A 22,733-nucleotide genomic window follows, 5' to 3' on the forward strand; every position below is an offset into this window, starting at 1 on the left:
CCGTGCCGCCCGTGGACCTACTTCGATCAGGTCGCGCCGCGTGGCCGGACGATGACGCGATCCTTGTACCCACTCCCGGCGGTGACGTATACGTGGATTGTTCCGCCGCCCCGCATGACATGCCACTCAGCTGGTGGCACGTGTTGGCCAACCCTTGCTGGCCGGGGCTAGCACCTGTGTCGCGTTACAGGACTGTCTTCCGGAACAGCTCACGCATCCGGTCGACCAGCGGTCCGAGCATGCGTAGGAGCGTCAATGACAGACGAACCACGACCGGGAGCATCTCGGCGAGAGTTGCTCGGATGGAGCGCCCTCGGCCTTGCTGGGTCAACTTTGGTCGGCTGCGATGCCCTTTCACTGAACCCCGACAGCGACAAACGGGGCCGCGGCCGTCGCGGCGAGGCTCCGGAGGGGCGACGTGGCGCGATCCAGAAAGAGGCACCGGATCTGGCCGCGCAGGTCAAGAGCGGCGACCTCCCACCTTTGGGTCAGCGCCTGCCGGACAAGCCGCTCGTTGTCGAGCCCCTTGACGGTGTCGGAGTCCACGGCGGTGTCTGGCGTACGGCAAGCTCGAACGCCGACGGCGCCTGGATGTACCAGTACATCGGGGATGCCGGCCTCACTCGATGGAACCGTGACTGGACCGGAGTTGTCCCCAACGTCGCGGAGTCCTTCGAGATCGGGGGCAACGGACGCGAGTACACGTTCCATCTGCGGCGAGGCTTGAAGCGATCTGACGGACAGCCGTACTCGGCTGACGACATCGTGTTCGTGTACGACGACGTGGTGCGTGAGCGCAAACTGTTCCCGGTTGTTCCGGACTGGCTCAAGGCCGGCGGTAAGCCAGTCCGGGTAGAAAAGGTCGACGACTACACGGTGCGGTTCATCTTTGCCGAGCCGTTCGGTCTCTTCCTGCAACGTCTCGACACACCTGCCGCGAACATCTTCACCACAATACCGCTCAACTACTTCAAACAGTTCCACCCGAAGTACAACGCCGATGTTCAGCGCCTGGCAGAGAAGGAAGGCTACGCGGACTGGTCTACTCTGTTCACAGGAAAGGGCGGCCTGGGGGCGGCCACTGCCACCGCGTGGTGGCAGAACGTCGATATACCCACACTATTTCCATGGCGGGTGACCAGGCCTATCACCGGAGGAGCTCGGATGGTCGCCGAGCGAAACCCGTACTACTGGAAGACAGACCCCGATGGTCGGCAACTTCCCTACCTGGACCAGTTGGTCGTCGACATCATCACCGAGCCGGCCGTGGCGGTCCTGCGTGCGACCGAAGGGAGTTACAGCCTCCTGCAGGACGAGTTCATGACCCTACGCGACAAGCCGGTCGTCGCCCGGTCGGTCGAGACCGGCGGTTACCACCTCATCGACATGGTGCTGTCGAACATGAACAACGCACTCCTGTGCTTCAATCTGACGCACAAGGACCCTGCCTTGCGCGAGGTGTTCCAGAACAAGGACTTCCGTATAGCGATGTCACTTGCCATCAATCGCGAAGCAATCATCAAGACCGTGTTCCAGCGGCAAGGTGAGCCTTGGCAGACCTCGCCGCTGCGGGAGTCGAGTTTCCTGGACAAGCAGCTCGCGAAGCAGTACACGCAGTTCGACCCGCCGGCCGCCAACGAGCACCTCGACCGTGCCGGCTACAGCAGTCGTGACGCGAAGGGATTCAGGCTCAGGTCGGACGGTCGCCGCATGGTGTTCAACCTCTCTGTGCGAGCGGACAGCATCGCGACCTGGCCGGACGTGGCGGAGATGATCCGGGCCGACTGGAAGAGGGTCGGAATCGATGCCCGGGTGCTGACCGAACCCGGAACCCGGGTTTTCGACAAGGTGGAGCTCAACGAGCATGATGCCACGATCGACGACGGCTACCCGGGCTCCGACGACGCCTTGCTGGACCCGATCTGGTATTTCCCATCCAATTCCGGATGCCAGTATGCCGTGCCGTGGGGGACCTGGTACGAGACGGGCGGAGCTGAGGGGTCCGAGCCACCGGCCCCGATAAAACGGCAGATGAAGATCTACGACCAGTTGAAGTCCTCCGCCGAACGGTCACGTCAACGGGAGTTGTTCAAGGAGATACTCCAGATCGCGAAGGAGGAGTTCCTTGTCATTGGTATTGCACTCCCCGGCACCGGATACAGCATCGTGCAGAACGAGCTGCACAACGTACCGAAGAAGATGCAAGGAAGCGGTGGGCAGGTGCCGACACCGGGCTTCACCCAACCGGAGCAGTATTACTGGTCCGAGGAACAGCGGTAGGCACGAACAACCAGGGCAGATCATCCAGATGCGCTGAGGCTGGGGAGCAGATGAAGATCACCGAAATCACGCCGTACGTCCTCGGTACAAAGGGCGGCCGACCGCAGTTGCTGGTGAAAGTGGTTACTGACGAGGGTATCCACGGCTGGGGCGAGTCCGGGCTGACGAGCCGCGAGCGCGCGGTGTCCGGCGCGATCGAGCACTACGCGGGTTTCCTCGTCGGCCGTGACCCCATGCAGGTGGGCGCGTTGTGGCAGGAGATGTACCGGAGCCAGTACTTCGAGGGCGGTCGGGTGCTTGCCTGTGCGATGTCGGCGATCGACATCGCCCTCTACGACATCAAGGGCAAGGCGCTCGGTGTACCCGTCTACGAGCTTCTCGGCGGTCGCCAGCGGGACCGGGTCGAGACGTTCGCGTCGGTTGGCGCCCGGGACCTCCCCGAACTCGTCGAACGCGCTCAGGCGCTGATCGAACAGGGATGGCGATGCCTGCGGCTGCCGATGAGCGGAGGCGATGGCAGCGATCGTGGCGTGTATGACCCGCGCTCGTGCATACCACGCACGGCCGCCCGACTTACGGCGGCGCGGGAGGCGGTCGGCTCCAAGCCGGTGCTGGGAATCGACTACCACCACCGGCTGAGCGTCGCCGAGGCGGCATCGTTTTGTCAGCGGATGCCCGAGGGAACCCTGGACTTCCTCGAGGAGCCCATCCGGGACGAGTCGCCGGAGGCGTACGAGAGCTTGCGGACCCTCACGAACGTCCCGTTCGCCATCGGCGAGGAGTTCGCATCGAAGTGGCAGTTCCTGCCCTACGTCGAGCGCGGCATCGCGCAGTACGCGCGGCTCGACATCTGCAACGTCGGTGGGTTCACCGAGGCGGTGAAGGTCGCCGGATGGTGCGAGGCGCACTATGTGGACCTCATGCCCCACAACCCACTGGGGCCGGTCTGCACAGCTGCCATCGTGCAGTTGTGTGCAGCGATACCCAACCACTCGTGGCTGGAGTGCAGGGAGACCTCCGGCGAACGAAACTCCTCGCAGGAATCACCCGTCGTCATCGATCGACTGCGCCTCGACGGTGCCGCATACCCCGTACCGGACCGTCCGGGGCTCGGGATCGACGTCGATGAGGAGCAGCTCAAGCTGGCCGTCACGGACCCGGCCTACGAGGTGCCCCACCTTCGAAGGCCCGACGGCTCCCACACCAACTGGTGAGGCGGCTGTAGCGCTCCGGACTGACGACCGCGGCAACTTCCCGGGATGAGCTCAGGCGCGGACGGCGGTCCCAGCCCCGGTCGCGGCGACGGCAGCGTCGGTGTCGGCAACGGCAAGATGGGCGTTGATCTGGGCGCCGGCGAGTGCGCCGGCCGCGGCCGAGGCGCCCACCTGGGCGGTCAGCTCGGTGGCGTTGCCGGCCACCCATACCCCGGGGACGTCGGTGACGCCGGCCATGCCGGAGACGAGGCGTCGTCCCATGCCGTTGGGCAGGTCCTCCATCGGCAGCGCCAGGCCGGCCAGGCCCTCTGTGCGGGCCAGCATGGTGGTCGCGACGGCCAGGACCCGGCGGGGGACGACCTCCCCGTCGGTCAGACGTACTCCGTAGATCTTCGCGTCGGCATCCGTGACAACTTCGGCGACCGGGGTGTCGACGACGCGGACGTTCCGTGCGGCGAGCCGCGAGCGGGTGTCGGCATCGAGGTCGGTGCCTCGGGTGAAGAAGACGAGGTCGTCGGTCAGCTGGCGGAACAGCAGCGCGTGGTGCAGGGACGCGGGGCCGACGGCGAGGATGCCGATGGGTTCGTCGCGTACCTCCCAGCCGTGGCAGTACGGACAGTGCACGACGCCGTGCCCCCAGTGCTCCGCCAAGCCGGGTACGTCAGGCAGGACGTCGCGCAGACCGGTGGCCACCAGGAGCCGTCGTGCGGACAGGGTCCGGCCACTGGCCAGGGCGACGGTGAAGCGGAGGTCGCTGTCGACGGACGGGGCGGCGGGTGCTGCGGACGTCACCTCGTCGGACACGACCAGGCCTCCGTAGCGACGGACCTCTCCGCGTCCCCGTTGGTACAGCTCCGCAGGCGGGGTGCCGTCCAGGCCGAGGAGCCCGTGGACACCCTCCGCGGGTGCGTTGCGGGGTGTGCCGCTGTCGATCACGACGACCGAACGACGTGAACGGGCGAGCATCAGCGCGCCGTTCAGGCCCGCGGCGCCACCACCGATCACCACTGCGTCGACGGTCTGGTCCGGCAACGGGTCGCTCTCGGCGGGATCGGTCCTCACTGGCATGGTTCGTACCTCTCGTTCTGCACGTCTCCACCGATCAGGTTCCTCTGCATCCGACGCTAACCCGGTCCTTGCCCTCCAGGCCTAGGATTTTGCGTGTGACGCAAGGAGACGACGGGCTGGATAGCCTGGTACGCAAACGCATCCGTGCCCTACGCCTGGCGCAGGGCTGGTCCCTGGAGGAGCTGGCCAGACGGGCGAGCGTCAGCCCGTCCACGCTGTCGCGCATCGAGAACGGCCAGCGCCGCCTGGCACTGGATCAGCTCGTCACTCTCGCCCGCGCGCTGGACACCACGTTGGACCAGTTGGTGGAGACCGCCTCGGACGACATCGTGACCAGCCCGGTGATCGACAGTGCGCACGGAATGATGCGCTGGGCCATGAAGGCCGAGCCCGGCACGACCGTCGTGCGCCAGCGCCTGACCGAGCCGCCGCCGGACAACCCCGCGCGCATGCGGGCACACCCGGGCCGCGAGTGGCTCCTGGTCCTGTCCGGCACCGCGATACTCATGCTGGGTCACGGCCGCTACCGGCTCGAAACCAACCAGGCCGCGGAGTTCCCGACCATGCTTCCGCACGCCATCGGCACCGAGCGCGGCCCCTGCGAGGTCCTCGGCATCTTCGACCGTGAGGCCCGCCGCAGTCACCAGCGCGCCGAGACCGGCTGAGGCTCTTCTCCGGTGCGGTCTGCAGTCCGATACCTGGCGATCACAGGGCCGCCCCATCCAGCGGCGGTCGCTCGGCGCGGAATACGTCCGCGACGCCCGGCCGCGCCACACCGCGTCGGGAAGAAATCCGGGTCGGCATGTCGAGATACGGTCGGCGTGTTCGTCATCCTCTCCGAGAAAGCGTCTCCGGGTGAGTGGAGGACACATGCAGTACATGCTGTTGATCTACGACTGCGAGCGGCCCGAGCCGGGCGATCCGGGTTTCGCCGAGGCCCTCGCCAGGGTCAACGCGTTCGCCGACGAGTGCCGCCGGCGCGGGGTGTTCGTCTACGGGCATCCCCTGCAGGGCGAGCACACCGCCACCACCGTCAGCGTGCGCGACGGCCGGACACTGATCACCGACGGACCGTACGCCGAGACCCACGAGCACCTCGGCGGCGCCTACGTACTGGACTGCCGCAACCTCGACGAGGCCCTGGAGCTCGCCGCGATGTGCCCGATGGCCGAACAGGGTGGGATCGAGGTACGCCCGATCGCCGGTGTGCCGGGCCTCGACCACCGTCGTTCGGACCTGGCGGCCACCGGCGAATGAATGCCGGACCGGCCGCCGCGCCGGTACTTGAGGGGGTCTACCGCGCTCACCGGGCCCGGATGCTGGCGGCCCTGATCCGCGTCCTCGGCGACTTCGAGCTCGCCGAGGACGCGCTGCAGGACGGGTGTGCCCTCGCGCTGCGTACCTGGGGTGAGTCGCCGCCGGACGACCCGGTGGCATGGCTGCTGACCGCGGCTCGCAACAGCGCGATCGACCGGCTGCGGCGGGCCCGGCTCGGCCGAGAGAGGCTCGCCCAGCTCGCCCAGCTCGCCGAGTCCGGCGAGTTCGGCGCGATGGAGGCGGTGACGACGGTGACGGACTTCGGCGAGGACACCCTGCGCAGTCTGGGGGACGAGCAGCTCGCGCTGATCTTCACCTGCTGTCATCCCGCGCTCGCCGAGGACGCCCGGGTCGCGCTGACCCTGCAGGCGGTGGCCGGGCTCACCGCCGGGCAGATCGCCCGGGCGTTCCTGGTCGGTGAGCCGACGCTGGCGCAGCGGCTGGTGCGCGCGAAGCGGAAGATCCGCGATGCGGGCATCGGTCTGGAGGTGCCCGCCGACGCGCAGCTGCCCGAGCGGCTGTCCAGCGTGCTCGCGGTGATCTACCTGATCTTCACCCACGGCTATACCGCGGCGTACGACCGGCCCGAACGTCGTGCGTTGCCGCAGGAGGCGATCCGGCTCGCCAAGCTGGTCGCCACCCTCCTGCCGGACGAGCCGGAGGCGCTCGGCCTGGCCGCGTTGTTGCTCCTGCACGACTCCCGCAGCGCCGCCCGATACACCCCGGGTGGCGACGTTGTGCTGCTGGCCGACCAGGACCGGTCCCGCTGGGACCAGAAGGCGATCACCGAATCCGTCGGGCTGCTGGACGGGGCGCTGCGGATGGGCCGGCCGGGGCCGTACCAGCTGCAGGCCGGGATCGCCGCCCTGCACGCACAGGCCGACTCCGACGAACGTACGAACTGGCCGGGCATCGCCGCCCTCTACGCCCAGCTGCTCACGCTGACACCGTCGCCGGTGGTGGCGCTCAACCGTGCCGTCGCCGTGGCCGCCACCACACCGGACGAGGGGCTGGCGCTGATCGACCAGATCGACGGGCTCGACCACTACCACCTGCTGCACGCGGCCCGCGCGGACCTGTTGCGCCGGCTGGGCCGCACAACGGAGGCGGCGTCGGCGTACCGGCGTGCGCACGAACTCGCCACCAACCCCGCCGACCGCCGGTTCCTCGCCGGCCGGCTACACGACCTCGACATCACGGAGTCCCGATGAGACTGTCGATCCTGGACCATGGCCACCGCCGTCGCGTCAAGATCTTCTTGACAGTTACGTCGGCGACGTCACACGTGGCCAGTCCGGACATCGTGAAGATGCTGCTGTACCGGCCGGGATTTCTCACCCGTCCGCTGCTGGACCTCACAGCCGACGCGATGCGCGGGCCGTCGTACTGGACGCCGGGGGAGCGTGAGTACCTCGCCATGTGCACGGCGCGGCTGCACCGCTGCCCGTTCTGCGTCGAATCACACGCGGAGCTCACCCGGATCGCCGGCGGCGGCGAGATCGACCCGGACGACCCGGATTCCGCCCGGCCGCAGCTGCGCGCAGTCCGGGAGTTTCTCGACCTGATCAGCCGTACGCCGGACGGCGTGGAAACCGTGGACGCCGCGGCGGCCGCCGGGATCGCCGATCTCCCCGACGACGCGGTGCTGCAGGCGCTGCGCGTCAACCTGGTGTGGAACATCGTCAACCGCCTGGCCAACGCGTTCGGCTTCGAACTCCGGGAAGGCCAGCTGCACAGCGGGACGCGGGCGCTGCACCGGTTCGGCTACCGCTTCCCGTCCTTCCTCCTCGCCGACGGCCCTGCTACCGACCATGGCGACGACGTGGCGAACCTGCGCCACGCGGTCCTGGACGCGCCCGCCGGCACCGAGCGGTCGCTGCGGGCCGCGGCCGTGGCCGGTGAGCCTCTGCCCGAACCGTGGCAGTCCTACGCCTCGACGGTGCGCGATGCGTCGTACCGCATCACCGACGCCGACATCGACCGGCTCACCGCCTCTGGTTGCTCGCAGGACCAGATCTTCGAGATCACCGTCGCGGCGGCACTGGGTGCGGCACTTCGCAGCTACGACGCCGGCCGGAGGGCGCTGGAACGAAAACCCGTGCGCTGAACGTTCGGCGAGGTGGCCGAACGCGAGCGCCAGCACGGCGATCGGCAGTGAGCGGCCCGGCGCGTCCGTGGTCAGCGTCTCCGTCAGGCTCTGGTCCGGCAGGAACACCAGCCCGGCCAGCCCCCGGCGCTGCCCGGTTGCGGAGCGGCCGGGACCTTCCTGACATCGACGGTGAGAACCTCGCGATCCGGGCACGCGACGGCGCGGAACTCGTGCGAAAGTTCTGTCCGGGGATGTCAAGACCGCATTCGCGGCTCCGACAACGGGTCGAAGGGGCCCCGGCCGGGGCTTGCGAAGCACAAGGAGTTCGACATGAAGTTCCTGATCAGCATGCACATCAACCCTGCGGTCCTGGAGTCGCTGACCGAGGAGGAGAAGGCGGCGATCGGTGAGGGTCACGGCAGGTTCATCCAGGCGCTGAAGGAGTCCGGTGAGCTGATCCACACGCTGGCGCTGGTCGATCCGTCCCAGGCCGCGGTGGTGTCGGTACGAAACGGCCAGCCGGCGGTGACCGACGGACCGTTCCTGGAAGCCAAGGAGTTCCTGGGCGGCTTCTACCTGGTCGACTGCGAGAACAAGGAGCGGGCACTCGAACTCGCCGCCCAGATCCCGGACACCGCGATCGAGGGGCTCGGAGTCGAGGTGCGGCAGGTGATGTTCGCCGACGGAAACCTCGAGGCATGACCGAACCCGCCGTCGAGGACCTGCTGCGTGAGCTGACGCCGCAGGTTCTCGGCGCGCTGGTACGCCGGTACGGCCAGTTCGAGGACTGCGAGGACGCCGTGCAGGAAGCGGTCCTCGCCGCCACGGTCCAGTGGCCGGCCGACGGAGTGCCGAACAACCCGCACGGCTGGCTGGTGACCGTCGCGTCCCGGCGGCTGATCGACCACATGCGCAGCGACCACGCGCGGCGGGAGCGGGAGTCCGCGGCCGCCACCGAGGTGGTGCCCGAGGAGGTACCCAGTGCCGACGACACGCTCGTCCTGCTGTTCCTGTGCTGCCATCCGGCGCTGACGCCCTCGTCGCAGACGGCCCTGACGCTGCGGGCGGTCGGCGGCCTCACCACGGCCGAGATCGCTCGCGCGTTCCTGGTGCCCGAGGCCACGATGGCTGCCCGGATCAGCCGTGCCAAGCAGCGCATCAGGGCGGCTGGAAGTTCGTTCACGCTGCCCTCGGGGCCGGCGCGCGAGGAGCGGCTGCGGGTGGTCCTGCACGTGCTCTACCTGATCTTCAACGAGGGCTACACCGCATCCTCCGGCAGCGAGCTGCTCCGGGCCGACCTCGCGCACGAGGCGATCCGGCTGGCCAGGATGGTGCGAGCGCAACTGCCGGATGACGACGAGGTGACCGGACTGCTCGCGCTGATGTTGCTCAACCATGCCCGCCGCGAGGCGCGTACGACAGCCTCCGGTGATCTGGTGCCGCTGGACGAGCAGGACCGGACGAAGTGGGACCGCGACCTGATCGCCGAGGGCACCGAACTCGTCAAGGCCTCCCTGGCCGGCCCTGCGCTCGGGCCCTACCAACTCCAGGCCGCCATCGCCGCCACCCACGCCGACGCGGACACCGCCGAGGAGACCGACTGGGCGCAGGTGCACGCGTTGTACCTCATCCTGGAACGCGTTGCGCCCAACCCGATGGTCACCCTCAACCGGGCGATCGCGCTCGCCGAGACCGGGGGCGCTCCGGCCGGGCTGGCCCTGCTCGCCACTCTGGACGGTGACGAGCGGATGGCCGGCCACCACCGCCTGCTGTCCGTACGAGCACATCTGCTGGAGAAGACCGGCGACCTGACCGCGGCGTACGAGCACTATCGGCGCGCTGCCCAGGCCACCGCCAGTCTTGCCGAACAACGTCATCTGCGGGCGCGAGCTGCCCGGCTGAGGCCATAGGCCGTGTCTAGCGCATGTCCTGGTGCGGTCGCTCCACCTGCAAGGGACCCCCGTCGGCGAACGCGATGTCGGCGAAGCGTTCTCCGATGAGGCGGTGGGTGGCGGCGTCCGGGTGCAACCCGTCGGGCAGCGGGAGCTCGGCGAAGTCCTTCTCGCCGTAGAGCTCGAGGCCGTCGAGGTAGTGCAGGTTCGGGTCGTCGGCCGAGCGTTGCGCGACGATGCGGGCCAGCTCGTCCCGGATCACTGTCAACGTCAGCTTGCCGGCGGCTCGCTCGTCCGGATCGCCGGTGGCCCGGAACCGCATGGTGCCCGTGGCGATGGAGTCCAGGTCGAACGCCAGCGGGCCGGGAGTGTCCTCCTGGATCGGGCAGTGGATGGCGGAGACGACCAGCAGGGGAGTGGTCGGGTGACCCTCGCGGATCGTGTCCAGAAACCCGTGCACCGCGGGCCCGAACGCGCGCAGCCGCATCAGGTCGGCGTTGACCAGGTTGATGCCGAGCTTGACGCTGATCAGGTCGGCGCGGCTGTCCCGCATCACCCGGGCCGTGAACGGGTCCAGGAGTGCGCCACCGCCGAACCCGAGGTTGACCAGCTCCACGCCGCCGAGGGAGGCGGCGACCGCGGGCCAGATGGTGCTGGGGCTCGCGGCGTTGGAGCCGTGGCTGATCGAACTTCCGTGGTGCAGCCACACCGGACGTGCACGGTCGGCTTCCACAGGCCGGACGGGCGCGTTCGTACGCAGGGCAACGAGTTCGGTGGTCTCGTTGTGGGGAAGCCAGATCTCGACGTTCTTGGTTCGCGCGGGCAGGCCGTCGAAGGCGACGGTGGCGACCGGGCCGGACTGGTGCTCGGCGGCGCCGGTGGCCAGGTCGACGGTGATGGTGTCCCCACCGGTGGCGCCGGCCTGGCCGGCGAGGTCTCCGTCGACCACCATGTCGTAGACGCCGTCCGGGCGAGGCGGTGCACCCGGGTAGACCCGCTTGGTGGGCAGCACGTCCAGCTCGACCGCGGTTGCGTCGGTACGGAAAACCACTCGTACGCCGGACGGCTGGGACTCGGCCATCGCCAACTGCGGGTCGGTGTTCTGGGCGCGGGCCCACGCGAGAAGCCGGTGGGGCAGCAGGCCACGTTCGGTGCGCTCCCACTCCGCGGCACCGCGCAGCAGCTCGGGGCGGAGGGGCGTGGTGGTCCAGTCGTTGTGGTCGGGCATGGTCACGTCGTGGTCACCTCGTGATCGTCGTCCAGTTGCGCAGGAGGGCGTCCAGGGCTTCGAGGAGCCGCTCCCAGGTCTGCTGGCTGTCGGGGGAGCTGTGGTCGAATCCGCCGCCTGCCTCGGTGTCCACGTAGCCGCGGAAGAAGCTCCCCAGCATGCGTACGGCGTGCGTCTGGTCCGGTTCGGTCAGGTCGTAGCCGCGCAGGATGGCGCGGGTGTACTCGGCGTGCCGGACACCCGCACTCGCCGTCGCCGTCTGTGGGTCGAGCCGGTACTGCGCGGCGGCGTAGCGGCCGGGGTGTTCGCGGGCGTAGTCGCGGTAGACGTTCGCCAGCGCTGTCAAGGCGTCCTTGCCGGCCCGGCCGGCCAGCGCCGAGGCCGCCCGGTCGGCCATCTCCTCCAACGCCAGTAGGGCGATCCGCTTCCTCAGGCCGTCGGAGCTGTCCAGGTGCCAGTACAGGCTGGCGACCTTCACGTCGAACCGCCGGGCCAGCGCCGAGACGGTCACCTGGTCGAAGCCCTTCTCGTCCGCCAGCTCGGCTCCTGTCTGAACGAGCCGCTCGGCAGTCAGTCCTGCACGCGCCATGATCACCCCTCCTTCCCGAGAGAGACTACAGTATTCCCTAAAGTGGTTAGGGACGGGGAGGGGCGGGATCGACGGATGCCCCGTTCTGTCCCGGCCCGTCCGGTCGAACCTGACGACGGCCGGGTCAACCGCTCGTTGCGCGGGCCAGGGCGGCCTCGGCGCCGTCCACCATGGCCCGCACCACGTCGGCTGCGGGCTCCAGGTTGTCGATCAGGTCGACGGCCTCGCCGGCCCACACCGGCAGCGGCGGCAGCTCGCCTCGGGCAACCCCGTCCTGGTAGGCCTGGATGGCCGAGGTGTCCGAGGCCAGTTCGGCCTCCCGGCCGCGCCAGCGGTCGAGGTACGGGTGGCCGAGCGTGCGGGCCGCGTACTTCGAGGGCCATCGGGACCCGCGGGCGATGTCGAGGACGCGGCTGCGCTCGGTGTCGTCCCCCCGCCCCTCCACGATCGCCTTCGCGGTCGAAGGGTCGACCAGGGCCTCGAACGTGGCCTGGAAACGGGTGCCGACCAGCGCTCCGGCCGCACCGAGCGTCAACGCCGCGGCGAGCCCGCGCCCGTCGGCGATCCCACCGGCCGCCAGCACGGGCAGCGGTGCCACCAGGTCGGCCACAACGGGCACGAACGTCAGCGTCGACCGCCCGCGCGGAGCCCCGTGTCCGCCGGCCTCGGTGCCCTGCGCCACGATGACGTCGGCGCCCACGTCCACCGCCTGCCGGGCCTCCTCCAGGCCGGTGACCTGGACGATCAGCGTGACGTCTGCCGCGCGGACACGTTCGGCGAACGGGGCAGGGTCGCCGAAGGACAGCATCACCGCGGCCGGCCCGCGTTCCAGCGTCCACTCCATCACGGCGGCGTCCACCGCCCAGGTGAGAAAGCCGACGCTCCACGGCCGGTCGGTGCTGTCCGTGAGGATGGACAGCTCGCGATCCAGCCATTCCAGGTCACCCTGCCCGCCGCCGAGGATCCCCAGCCCGCCGCCCTCAGAGACTGCCGCCGCGAGCGCACCACCGGCCGACCCTCCCATCGGTGCCAGCGCGACCGGGTGCCGAATGCCGAACATCTCCGTGAACACCGTCGACAAAGTCATAGCCGTCATCATCGCCCCGGTCGTACGCCATTGCGTGGGCTGCCCGAGATGTCTGGCATTCGCCCCTGCATTCGCCCAAGCGGTGAGGATTGCGTCGCGGCGGGACAGGCAATACCACTTTCATCATGGCGGTGAAGGTCAGCGTGGTCGTCCCTGTCTTCAACGGCGGGGAACATCTCGACGAGTGCGCGGAGTCCGTGCTCGCGCAGACCATGCCGCGAGGCGACTACGAGGTCGTGTTCGTCGACGACGGCTCCACCGACGAGACGCCGCCACTGCTGGACGCCCTCGCCGGGCGGGAGCAGGCGGCTCGGGTCGTGCATCATCCCCGAAGCGGGGGACCTGGCGGGCCGCGTAACGCCGGCGTGGAGCAGGCGCAGGGGGAGTACGTCTACTTCCTGGACCAGGACGACCGGTTGGCTCCACGTGCCCTGGAACGCATGTACGACATGGCGACGCGGTGCGGCTCCGACATCGTGGTCGGCAAGGTCGTCGGTCACGGCCGCGGGGTGGCGAGGAACACGTTCGCCGCGTCGCGGGACCGCGCGGACATCCTGACCGACCACCTGCTCGGATTCCTCACGCCGCACAAGCTATTCCGCAGAAGCTTCCTGCTCCGGCACGACCTGCGGCTCCCGGAGGGGCCCGCCTGGCTGGAGGACCACCGCTTCGTCGTCGAGGCGTAGTTCAGAGCACGGACCATCAGCGTGCTCGCCGACGACGTGTGCTGTCACTGGCTGAAGCGTCCCGCACGTGCCCACCACTCGGCCCGGCGGTTCGACCCGGTGGCGTACTACCGGGCAGTCCGAGACGTCCTCGACGTCGTGGACGCGCACACCCGGCCGGGTGAGGAACGCGACCAGATGTACGCCCACTGGTATCACGGCAAGATGCTGCGCCTCATGACCTGGCCGGTGTTGTTCGGCCGGCCCGTGCCCTACAGCCGTTACCGTTGGTACCGCGAGATTCGCCGCCTGGCACTGGAAAGGTTCCCCACCTCGATCGACGACTGGTTGCCGGTCTCGATGCGCGTCCGGTCGTGGCTCCTGCCTCGGAACGCCTACGATCTGGGACTGGTTCGTCCGGGCGGACAGATGTGGCTGGGGTCCGCAACGTCGGCTGGGCGGCTCCGCGGAGTTCCCGCCCAGCAAGCCGCCCGCGGACGGCACCCGGACCTTCGACGGCGGCTCCTTTGTCGCCAAGCCCTACTGGACCGGACTCGGCAACCTCAGTGTGCACGTGAGCCGCCGAAGGGAGAGCAACGCGGGCATGCCCTAGAGTGCGGCCATGCCCGACGAAGAGCGAGACGCCTACCTGGACACGGTTCTGATCGGTGGCCGGGAGCCGGTCACCATCGTCGTACGCGACTACGACCCCGCCTGGCCGGACAGGTTCGAGACCCTGCGCGCCCGCATCGTGGACGCGCTCGGGACTCGCGCGCTCGACGTTCAGCACATCGGCAGTACCTCCGTCCCGGGCCTGGCCGCGAAGCCCATCATCGACATCCTGGTGACGGTGGCGCAGGTCGAGGCCGAGGACGACTACGCTCCACCGATGTACGACGCCGGCTTCGCCCTGCGGGTACGCGAGCCGGGCCACCGGATGTTCCGTACGCCCGAACGGAAGGTGCACGTGCACGTCTACGAGCCGGCCGACCAGGCCGTCACCGACTACCTGGATCTGCGCGACTGGCTTCGGTTCGACGACTCCGATCGGACTCTGTACGCAGTGACGAAACGCGACCTCGCGCGACGGGAGTGGACGGACATGAACGCCTACGCCGACGCGAAGTCGGCAGTGATCGCGCAGATCCTCGCCAGGGCACGGGAGTGGCGTTCCTACCGACCGAGCCGAGTCCTGAGCGCCATCCCGAACAGGTTCCTTCACCGCCCCGTGTGTGGGTGGGGTAGGTGAAACGAATCGTCCCACCGGCTGGCGGCGTCGACCATGTGAGTACGACGGCTCAGGAAACTGAAGTTGACGCTGATTCGTCTTGTGGGTAAGGGGTTTCCCGCGCGCATCAGTCGATCTTGTCGGGTAGAATCGAACGCATGAGCGACGGCAGTGGGTTCTTCGGCGACGACTCGGGTGGGGGCCCGGGGTGTCGCCGGGTGCTGCCTGCGGGGTTGGCGGAGATGCTGCCTGGGCCGCGGCTTGCGGTGCTGGTTGCCTCGGTGGACCGGGCTTTGTGTAACGGGTTCGAGCTGGAGGAACTGGTCAGGGCGCGTCGGAAGCTGATCGGCTGGCTTGAGGCCGAGTGCCTGTCCGATGTGAACGAGTTGGCCCACACCGCCCCCGGTATGCCTGAGGAGCCGGCGCAACGCAGTGTCGAGCTGGACTCGATGACCCAGGTCGTCCTGGAGGCTCTGCTGGGGTGGTCCGGTTATCACGCCGACTGGTATCTGACGCTGGCCACCACCCTTCCCCGGCTGCCCCGGGTGCGGGAGGCGTTGGTGTCGGGGCGGTTGGAGTTGGCTGAGGTCCGCATCATCGTGGACCGGGTCACCGACGCCGAACCGCATCTGTGGGGCGGGATCGAGGACGCGATCTTTCCCAAGGTGCTGGAGCTTCGTGGTGGGTTGTTGCGGGCGAAGGTGGAGGCGGAGGTGGTCAAGGCCGACCCCGACGCTGCCGCCAAACGACACCGTGCCGCAAGGTCGGGGCGCAATGTCGCGATCTGGCCTGCCGTCGACGGTGTCGCCGACCTCGCCGTCCGAGGGTTGTCGGCGGACCAGGCCGCGGAGGCGTACGGCTACGTCGACGCCATCGCCCGGGCCGTCAAGTCCAGCGGCGACCCGCGCAGGCTCAGCCAACTGCGTGCGGACGTGGCCTACTCCCTGCTCGCCGGCACCGCCGACATCACCGGCTGCTCCGCACCCAGCCAAGCTGACCAAACGCACGGTCACAGCGACCTGGACCAGACCCCGGTTGACCAGACGGCGCAGGACCAGGCGGCGCAGGACCAGGCGGCTGAGTCGGAGCGGTCCGAGCCGGGGGAGACGGAGCAGGACGGCACAGCGCAGGACGACGCAGCGCAGGACGACGCAGCGCAGGACCACACAGCGCAGCCTTGTGCCGAGCAGGTAAACGGCGAGCAGCAAACGGCCGAGGAGTCGGCCGAGGGCGCGCACTGCGACCAGGACGCGCACTGCGCCGTTCACCGGTTCCCCGACCATGATCTGCACGACAGCTGGTGTGAGTGTGGTGACTGCTCCCCGGCTCAGGTCGCCAGGTGCAGTGTGTGCGGTGCGGCCGCGAACAACGGCGTCCCGGTTCACGACACTGCCGCCCACGACGCAGCAGAGCACGCGGCGGAGCGCGCTGAGGAGAGCACGGCTGAAGGTGACACGGCTGAAGGTGACCCTGCTGCGGGCGTTGCCAACAGCGAGGGTCGCAACACCGGTCGTCCTGCTGCGGGGCAGATCCCGCAGCAGGGCCACCGAGCCGAGGGAACGGACGACCCGCCGGAGCAGCCTGATCCACCCGACCCGCCACCGGACAACTCGACACCACCACCACCGGCCTGGTCTTCCTCGCAGCCGAGCTGGGGGCCGATCCGAACGCGCGCCAAGATCCAGCTGAACATGCCCCTGACCACCCTGATGGGACTGTCCACCCGGCCCGGAGAGCTCGGCGGGTTCGGACCCGTCATCACCGAAGTGGCTGAGCGGCTGGTGGCGAACAACCTCACCAACCCCGAAGCCAGATTCAGCGTCGGTGTCACCCATCCGGTCACCGGACGCTTACTTCATTTGCATCCGATACCGGCGAGGTTCCTGCGCGGACTACAAGCCGAGCTCGTCCATGCCCGCGACCAGCGGTGTGCGTGGACCACGTGCCGCAGGCCGGCGGCGACGTGTCACCTGGACCACAACACCGAGTACGCCGACGGCGGGGAAACCGGCGTGGACAACATCGCACCCCTGTGCCCACGCCACCACAAGGCCAAAACAGAACGCGACTGGAAACTGAAGCAGACCGGGCCCGGCGAACACACCCTCACCGACCCCTTCGGCCGCCAGTACCACAGCGGAGCGCCCTCACTCACCGACCCTGCGCCACCCGAACCGGTATCTGCCACCGCCGGAACCCAGTCGGCTGACGACCTACCGCCGTTCTGAGTACGTCAAGGCAGCCTTGCGCGTGGATCAGCCGGGGGTGATGCGCAGCAGGATGCGCGTGCCGCCCTTCTTGCGGAAGCGCTCCAGGGCCATGGCCAGGCGGAACTGCATGCGGTACTTCGCACGGAACGCCGCCATGACCCGCTCGGTGACGGCAGGGTCGGTGACGACCTCCGCGACGCCGGACACCGACGGCGCGCCCTCGCCGACCCGGCCCAACCGGGTGCAGGGTCGCATGGTGACCCGCGGGTCCCGGCGGACGCGCCGGACCTTGCCGGTGCTCTCGCCCGTGGTCACGTACAACGCGTCGCCGTCACGGACGATCCACACCGTCGTAGCCACCGGCTCGCCGGAGTGGCGGAACGTCGACAGGGAGACGAACGGCTCGTGGTCGAGGAGGGCAAGGCTCGTAGCGTCGGTCACGGTCAGACCGTAACGGCGCGCGGCTTCCCCCGGCAGCACCACGGCACGACCCCGGCGGAAGAGTGCGGGATGTCGCTCCCGAGCATCAGCGCTTGACGACGCGAAGGTACTCCCGCCGGTCGAGCGGGTTGTGGTCGGTACGGGGACGAGTGGGTGCCGGCCCGCGCACCGGCTGGTAGCGCTCGAACGCCGAGTCCAGCATCCCCTCACCGCGGGTCAGCCCCGGCAGCTGCTGCTGCAGCTCGTGCACTCGTGCGGCCGGAATCCCGCCCTCCACGACCGCACCAGAACCCTTCACCTGCTGGGATTCCGGCACCCCGCCGAGGCGCACCAACGCAGGCACCACCGCCGCCAACGTGTCCGCCGGGCATTCCAGGTGGAAGCGGTGCGCCGGCTCCAGCACCATGGTCCCGGCCTGCCGCAGCGCTGCCATCAGCACCAGGGGAGTGAGGTAACGGAAGTCGCCGGCGGTGCTCGACATGCTCTTGTCGAACGTGCCGTGGGAGTGACTCTGCCGGGCGTAGTAGCCCGAGTGGGTCATGTACACCGCGATGTCACCGACCTCCCACCCGAACAGCCCCTGACGCAAGGTCTGCTTGACAGTCTCCTCAACGGCGGTGAAGAAGGCCGGTGGCATCGATCCCAGCTCGACGTCCAGCCCGAACGAGACTCCGGAGCCCGGCGGCGACGGCTCCACCCGCAGGCCGACGGTGGCGAAGTAGGGGTTGGGGTCGGTGCCGATCAGGTCGAACGCCGCGCCCTTGCCGAGCGGGCGCTCGACACAGATCACCGACGTCCGCGCGAACTCCACCTCGATCCCGTACTCCTCGGCCAGCGTGGTCGCGACGACCTCCTTCTGCACCTCGCCGTACAGCGAGACGTAGATCTCCTGGCGTACGTCGTCCTGGCGCAGGTTGATCAGCGGGTCCTGCTCGGCCAGCTGGGTGAGCGCGAGATGAAGGGCACCCTTGTCGGACGGCCGCACGGGGAGAACCACCGTCTCCAGCGTCGGCGGGGCGAAGTGATGGGCGGACCCGCCAGGTCGGGGCACGCCGATGGTGTCGCCGATCCGGACGTCCGCGAGGCCGGTCAGCCTGCCGATCTGGCCGGCGCTGACCGCCGGGCGGGTGGGGGCCGCACCGTTGTCGAAGACCTGGATCCCGGTGACCTTGCTCCCGGTGCCGTTCGTGCTGAGCGTCCCACTCGTCCCGTTCACACCGTCGGCACCGTCTGCACCGGGCACGCGGTCCCGCAGGCGCACGGTGCCGTCGAACATCCGTACGTAGGCGATCTTCTCCCCGCCCGGACCGCGGTCGACCTTGAAGACGGTGCCGGACGGCGGCGCGTCCGGATCTCCGTCGGCGGTGGGAAGGAAATCCCGGATTCCCGCCACCAGGGCGTTGATCCCCGCGCCGGTGATCGCCGAGCCCGCGAACACCGGGTGCACCCGCGCCCGCGCGGTCCGGGCCGCCAGCTCGTGTCGCACCCGCCCGTCGGTGAGGACGTCGCCGTCGCTGTCGACGTAGGCGGCGAGGAACGTGTCGTCGGCGTCGGCGAGCACCTCGGCCGCGACGGTGGCGAACGCCGCGTCGCCGTGCTCGTACGGCACGAACCCGGCGTGTGGGGTGCCCTCGTCGTACGTCCGGCCCATCGCCACCACGGCGGGGGTGAGCTTCTCGGCGATCTCGGCGTACACCCGATCGGCGTCCGCGCCGCGACGGTCGATCTTGTTCACGAAGAGCAGGGTCGGGATGCGCAGGCGGCGCAGGGTGCGCATCAGCACCCGCGTCTGGGCCTGCACTCCCTCGACGGCCGACACCACCAGCACCGCGCCGTCGAGTACGTTCAGCACCCGCTCGACCTCGGCGATGAAGTCCGGGTGGCCGGGGGTGTCGATCAGGTTGACCGTCACGCCGTCGAGCACGAACGAGACCACCGCGGACTTGATCGTGATGCCGCGGCGGCGTTCGAGATCGAGGGAGTCGGTCTGGGTGTTGCCGGCGTCGACGCTGCCGATCTCGTCGATCACCCCGGCGGCGTGCAGCAGCCGCTCGGTCAGGCTCGTCTTACCGGCGTCGACGTGTGCGAGGATCCCCAGATTGAGCAGTTTCACGAGGCGTCATGTCCTTGGAGTAGATAGCGATCTTCCGCTGGGAGGACATGAGCGCTGGACGCATCGGGGGCTCGCCCTTCTGTTGGCTGGACTGTCGTTGGCTCGAGTGCCGGTCGGCGTGAGTGAAACAGACCGGCGACGGTGGCGGCAACCGGTTTGTCGGGGAGATCCCCAACCGGGCGGCGGGCATCGGGCTCACCGGGTGGCGGGGGAGGTCACAGCTCGCGGGACCAGTGCTGTCCCACGAGGTCGTGACCGAAGCTGTGGTGGGGTTCCTCGCTGTCCAGCCGGAAGCCGGCACGCTCGTAGATCCGGCGGGCGGAGGTGAGAACGTCGTTGGTCCACAGGGTGATCCGCCGGTAGCCCGCCCGGCCGGCGAACCGCAGGCACTCCTCGACGAGTCGCGCACCGACGCCCATGCCCCGTGCGGACGGCTCGACCAGGAGCAGCCGGAGTTTCGCGGTCGTCTCGTCCTCGGCCACGCAGAAGATGCACCCGACCGGCTTGCCGTCGACCTCGGCGATCCACGCGGCCTCGCGTCGCCGGTCGCTGCCGGCGCCGGTGGACGTGTCGGCTGTCGCGGCAAAGTCGGCGACGATCCTCGCGACCAACCCCTCGAACCGGGTGTCCCAGCCGTACTCCGCGGCGTAGAGCGCGCCGTGGCGGGCCACGACCCACCCGAGGTCGCCTGGCTCGGGCGGGCGCAGGACGAAGCCCGGGCGCCTGGAAGAGCCGGAGTCGCCCAGCGTCTGGCGGATGGTGTCCATCGCGGCCAGCATGCGCCGGCCGTCGGGGCCGGCGAGCGGAGCCAGCAACCGTTCCACGGCCGCCACCTGCGCGGCATCGAGGGCGGCGAACGCGGCCGCTCCCTCCTCGGTCAGGCGGACGACCTGCCGTCGCCCGTCCGTGGCGGACTGGTCACGCGTCACCAGCCCGGCGCCCTCGAAGCGCCGCAGGATGCGGCTGAGGTAGCCCGCGTCGAGGTCGAGGAGCCGGCGCAACGTGGTGACGTCCATCGGGCCGGGTCGTTCCTCGTCGGAATGGGCCAGCTCGTACAGCACGCGCGCCTCGGTGAGCGTGTGCGGCGTGCCGGCCAGTCCGGCCTGCAGGACGCCGATGACCTTGGTGTAGAAGCGGTTGAACGTACGCACCTGCGCCACCTGCGCGGGCTCGACGGCCATGGTCGTTCTCCCTTCGCGACGGACGGGCCTCCCGACGGTCCTCGCAAGGTTAGTTGACCACGGCCACGATGTCATTGACGTCGTCAAATAACCGGCTCCGTGCCAGTCAACCGTGGGGGCCTAGGGTGGAGCGATGGGGCCGTTACACGCGATCGGTCTGGTGCTTCACCCCGAACGCGACGCCAAACGGGCGATCGACGCCGTGGTCGAGTGGGCGCGAAGCCGAGACGTCACCGTGCTCGGGCTGCCCGAGGAGGTGGACCGGCTGGTCTGCGACGCGGTGGCCGTTCCGCCGCACGAGCTCGTCGAACGTGCCGACCTGCTGATCAGCCTCGGCGGCGACGGCACGATGCTGCGCAGCATGCGCCTGGTCGCCGGCCACGCCACCCCGGTGCTCGGCGTCAACCTGGGACGCCTCGGCTTCCTCGCCGAGATCGACGTCACGGGCCTGCCGACGGCGTTGTCCGACATCGAGGCCGGCCACTACTCGGTCGAGCCGCGGATGGCGTTGCGCTCGGTGGTCCCGGACGGGCCATGCCTGCCGGACCCCAAGCCGGTGCTGGCGTTCAACGACATCGCGCTGGTCCGCATCCCCGGCCAGGCCATGGCCGCCATCGCCATCTTGGTGCAGGGACAGGAGTTCGTACGCTACGCGGCCGACGCGGTGCTGGCGTCCACCCCGACCGGGTCGACGGCGTACAGCTTCTCCGCGGGCGGCCCGATCGTCTCGCCCACCGTCGACGCGGTACTGGTCGTGGCCGCCTCGGCGCACTCGACGTTCGACCGGGCGCTGGTGCTGGCCGCCGACGAGTACCCGTCGCTGCAGGTGCTGCCGGTGTCCGGGCGGCTGGCCGTGGAGGTCGACGGCCGGGTCGAGGCGTACGTCGGTCCCGGCGTACGCCTCGACGTCACACCGGTACGGGCCGCGGCGCTGGTGGTGCGGTTCGGGCGGACGACGTTCTACGAACGGGCCCGGCGCAAGCTCCGGGTCACCGGCAGCCTCGAGGTCGAGGAGCCTGGCGGCGCGCGCCGGTGAGCGGTTGCTCTGCCTGTTTGCCCGTTGCCGGAAGGTGACACAACGGCGCCGGATGTTTGACCCTGTCGAAGGCGCCCGGATAGCTTCCCAGGAAGCCCCTTCCCCAACTTCGGCGATGATGCCGAGGCCCGTCGCCCGCTCCCTGCGTGGAGGAGACCTTCCATGGACCCGTCGTGTCTGCGACACCGCCTCACTGACGAAGAACGCCGTACGTTCGAGGAAACCGGCATCCTGCAGATAGAGAACGCGCTGTCCCCCGACCACCTCGCCGAGCTGACGCAGACGACCGACCGGCTGCACGCCCAGGAGTCGGCGGCCGGGCGGGCCAAGCCCGACGCGGCGATGTTCTACCCGAACTTCGTTCCGGTGTCGCCGCTCTACACCGACCTCGTCGACTACGACCGGATCCTGCCGAAGGTGTGGGGGATCCTCGGCTGGAACATCTACCTCTACCACGCGCACCTCATCGTCACCCCGCCTTCGGGTCAGCAGCGCACGGACAAGACGTTCGGCTGGCACCAGGACTCCGGCCGGGTCAACTTCGACATGGAGGAGAGCCCGCGGCCGCGGCTTTCCATCAAGGTCGCCTACTTCCTCTCCGACACCAGCGAGGAGGGACGCGGCAACTTCTGGGTGGTGCCGGGCAGTCACCGCAGGGACCGGATCGAGGTTCCGGACGGCAAGGGGCAGCCGGAGGGTGCGGTGCCGGTGCTCGCCAAGCCGGGTACGGCGGTGTTCTTCGACCGGCGGCTGTGGCACGCGGCCAGCCCCAACTGGTCCGACGTCACCCGCAAGGTGTTGTTCTACGGCTACGGCTACCGCTGGATCCGTACCAAGGACGACATGACCGTGAGCGACCTGTGGCCGAGTAGCGACCCGATCCGCCGGCAGCTGCTCGGGCATGCCCTCAACGCCAACGGCCACTACTCGCCGACCGACGAGGACGTTCCGCTGCGCGTCTGGCTGAAGGAGCACAGCCCGCAGGACGTGCGCTGACCGGCTGACCGGTCCGGGTACGGCGTAGGGCGCACCACGGTCGCGGCTGCCCACCGCACAGGCATGTGTTCGGTTCTCACTGCTCGGGGAAGGGCGGAC

At 69.3% G+C, this 22,733-nt stretch carries 20 protein-coding genes; 13 read left to right on the forward strand and 7 right to left on the reverse strand.

Going from position 1 to position 22,733, the window contains the following annotated elements:
* Positions 1 to 255: 255 nt before the first annotated feature.
* Together ABZV93_RS15860 and ABZV93_RS15865 are read left to right on the forward strand one after the other, a co-directional pair.
* Entirely contained in the window at positions 256 to 2,280 is a 2,025-nt protein-coding gene (locus tag ABZV93_RS15860) for an ABC transporter substrate-binding protein (protein ID WP_354935847.1), read from the forward strand.
* A 50-nt stretch (positions 2,281 to 2,330) separates the two neighbouring features.
* The gene (locus ABZV93_RS15865; protein ID WP_354935850.1) at positions 2,331 to 3,494 is read left to right on the forward strand and encodes a mandelate racemase/muconate lactonizing enzyme family protein; all 1,164 of its coding nucleotides are present in this window, start codon (positions 2,331 to 2,333) and stop codon (positions 3,492 to 3,494) included.
* Between the two features lie 51 nt (positions 3,495 to 3,545).
* Here ABZV93_RS15865 and ABZV93_RS15870 read toward each other — a convergent pair whose 3' ends face one another.
* A complete protein-coding gene (locus tag ABZV93_RS15870; protein ID WP_354935853.1) occupies positions 3,546 to 4,562 on the reverse strand; it encodes an NAD(P)/FAD-dependent oxidoreductase in 1,017 nt (338 codons plus the stop codon).
* A gap of 95 nt (positions 4,563 to 4,657) precedes the next feature.
* Here ABZV93_RS15870 and ABZV93_RS15875 point away from each other — a divergent pair, with 95 nt between their 5' ends.
* From ABZV93_RS15875 to ABZV93_RS15900, 6 genes are all read left to right on the forward strand, one after another.
* The gene (locus ABZV93_RS15875; protein ID WP_354935856.1) at positions 4,658 to 5,227 is read left to right on the forward strand and encodes an XRE family transcriptional regulator; all 570 of its coding nucleotides are present in this window, start codon (positions 4,658 to 4,660) and stop codon (positions 5,225 to 5,227) included.
* Positions 5,228 to 5,417: 190 nt separating this feature from the next.
* Positions 5,418 to 5,819 carry a YciI family protein gene (locus ABZV93_RS15880; RefSeq protein WP_354935859.1) on the forward strand — a complete coding sequence of 134 codons (402 nt, stop codon included), beginning with the start codon at positions 5,418 to 5,420 and terminating at the stop codon, positions 5,817 to 5,819.
* Positions 5,816 to 7,090, forward strand: coding sequence for a DUF6596 domain-containing protein (locus ABZV93_RS15885; RefSeq protein WP_354935862.1), 1,275 nt, complete (start codon positions 5,816 to 5,818; stop codon positions 7,088 to 7,090). The genes ABZV93_RS15880 and ABZV93_RS15885 overlap by 4 nt, the downstream gene beginning before the upstream one ends.
* Positions 7,087 to 7,986, forward strand: coding sequence for a hypothetical protein (locus ABZV93_RS15890; protein WP_354935865.1), 900 nt, complete (start codon positions 7,087 to 7,089; stop codon positions 7,984 to 7,986). Before ABZV93_RS15885 ends, ABZV93_RS15890 begins: the two co-directional genes overlap by 4 nt.
* 312 nt (positions 7,987 to 8,298) lie before the next feature.
* Positions 8,299 to 8,670 carry a YciI family protein gene (locus ABZV93_RS15895; RefSeq protein ID WP_354935867.1) on the forward strand — a complete coding sequence of 124 codons (372 nt, stop codon included), beginning with the start codon at positions 8,299 to 8,301 and terminating at the stop codon, positions 8,668 to 8,670.
* Positions 8,667 to 9,878 (forward strand): sigma-70 family RNA polymerase sigma factor, encoded by a 1,212-nt coding sequence (locus ABZV93_RS15900; protein ID WP_354935870.1) that lies wholly within the window; start codon positions 8,667 to 8,669, stop codon positions 9,876 to 9,878. The genes ABZV93_RS15895 and ABZV93_RS15900 overlap by 4 nt, the downstream gene beginning before the upstream one ends.
* A 7-nt stretch (positions 9,879 to 9,885) precedes the next feature.
* Here ABZV93_RS15900 and ABZV93_RS15905 read toward each other — a convergent pair whose 3' ends face one another.
* The 3 genes from ABZV93_RS15905 to ABZV93_RS15915 all read right to left on the reverse strand — a co-directional run bounded on the left by ABZV93_RS15905 (position 9,886) and on the right by ABZV93_RS15915 (position 12,764).
* Entirely contained in the window at positions 9,886 to 11,088 is a 1,203-nt protein-coding gene (locus ABZV93_RS15905) for a GDSL-type esterase/lipase family protein (protein WP_354936530.1), read from the reverse strand.
* Positions 11,089 to 11,101: 13 nt separating this feature from the next.
* Entirely contained in the window at positions 11,102 to 11,677 is a 576-nt protein-coding gene (locus ABZV93_RS15910; protein WP_354935873.1) for a TetR/AcrR family transcriptional regulator, read from the reverse strand.
* A 124-nt stretch (positions 11,678 to 11,801) separates the two neighbouring features.
* Positions 11,802 to 12,764 (reverse strand): nitronate monooxygenase, encoded by a 963-nt coding sequence (locus tag ABZV93_RS15915; RefSeq protein ID WP_354935876.1) that lies wholly within the window; start codon positions 12,762 to 12,764, stop codon positions 11,802 to 11,804.
* A gap of 125 nt (positions 12,765 to 12,889) precedes the next feature.
* Here ABZV93_RS15915 and ABZV93_RS15920 point away from each other — a divergent pair, with 125 nt between their 5' ends.
* The 3 genes from ABZV93_RS15920 (at position 12,890) to ABZV93_RS15930 (ending at position 16,885) form a co-directional block, all read left to right on the forward strand.
* Positions 12,890 to 13,450: a glycosyltransferase family 2 protein gene (locus ABZV93_RS15920; protein WP_354935879.1), complete on the forward strand. Its 561-nt coding sequence runs from the start codon at positions 12,890 to 12,892 to the stop codon at positions 13,448 to 13,450.
* A gap of 601 nt (positions 13,451 to 14,051) precedes the next feature.
* Entirely contained in the window at positions 14,052 to 14,678 is a 627-nt protein-coding gene (locus tag ABZV93_RS15925) for a GrpB family protein (protein ID WP_354935881.1), read from the forward strand.
* 137 nt (positions 14,679 to 14,815) lie between these two features.
* Complete coding sequence (locus tag ABZV93_RS15930) at positions 14,816 to 16,885, forward strand: HNH endonuclease (protein WP_354935883.1); 2,070 nt, start codon at positions 14,816 to 14,818, stop codon at positions 16,883 to 16,885.
* A gap of 27 nt (positions 16,886 to 16,912) precedes the next feature.
* Here ABZV93_RS15930 and ABZV93_RS15935 read toward each other — a convergent pair whose 3' ends face one another.
* From ABZV93_RS15935 to ABZV93_RS15945, 3 genes are all read right to left on the reverse strand, one after another.
* Positions 16,913 to 17,308: a PPOX class F420-dependent oxidoreductase gene (locus ABZV93_RS15935; RefSeq protein ID WP_354935885.1), complete on the reverse strand. Its 396-nt coding sequence runs from the start codon at positions 17,306 to 17,308 to the stop codon at positions 16,913 to 16,915.
* An 85-nt stretch (positions 17,309 to 17,393) separates the two neighbouring features.
* On the reverse strand, positions 17,394 to 19,421 hold the full coding sequence (locus ABZV93_RS15940) for a translation factor GTPase family protein (protein WP_354935887.1): 2,028 nt from the start codon (positions 19,419 to 19,421) through the stop codon (positions 17,394 to 17,396).
* A gap of 215 nt (positions 19,422 to 19,636) precedes the next feature.
* Entirely contained in the window at positions 19,637 to 20,602 is a 966-nt protein-coding gene (locus ABZV93_RS15945) for a bifunctional helix-turn-helix transcriptional regulator/GNAT family N-acetyltransferase (RefSeq protein WP_354935890.1), read from the reverse strand.
* Positions 20,603 to 20,735: 133 nt separating this feature from the next.
* Here ABZV93_RS15945 and ABZV93_RS15950 point away from each other — a divergent pair, with 133 nt between their 5' ends.
* Together ABZV93_RS15950 and ABZV93_RS15955 are read left to right on the forward strand one after the other, a co-directional pair.
* Complete coding sequence (locus tag ABZV93_RS15950) at positions 20,736 to 21,638, forward strand: NAD(+)/NADH kinase (RefSeq protein ID WP_354935893.1); 903 nt, start codon at positions 20,736 to 20,738, stop codon at positions 21,636 to 21,638.
* A gap of 162 nt (positions 21,639 to 21,800) precedes the next feature.
* Entirely contained in the window at positions 21,801 to 22,634 is an 834-nt protein-coding gene (locus tag ABZV93_RS15955) for a phytanoyl-CoA dioxygenase family protein (protein WP_354935896.1), read from the forward strand.
* The last annotated feature ends 99 nt before the right edge of the window (positions 22,635 to 22,733 follow it).

The organism is Actinopolymorpha sp. NPDC004070 (assembly GCF_040610475.1).
Taxonomy (GTDB): Bacteria; Actinomycetota; Actinomycetes; order Propionibacteriales; family Actinopolymorphaceae; genus Actinopolymorpha.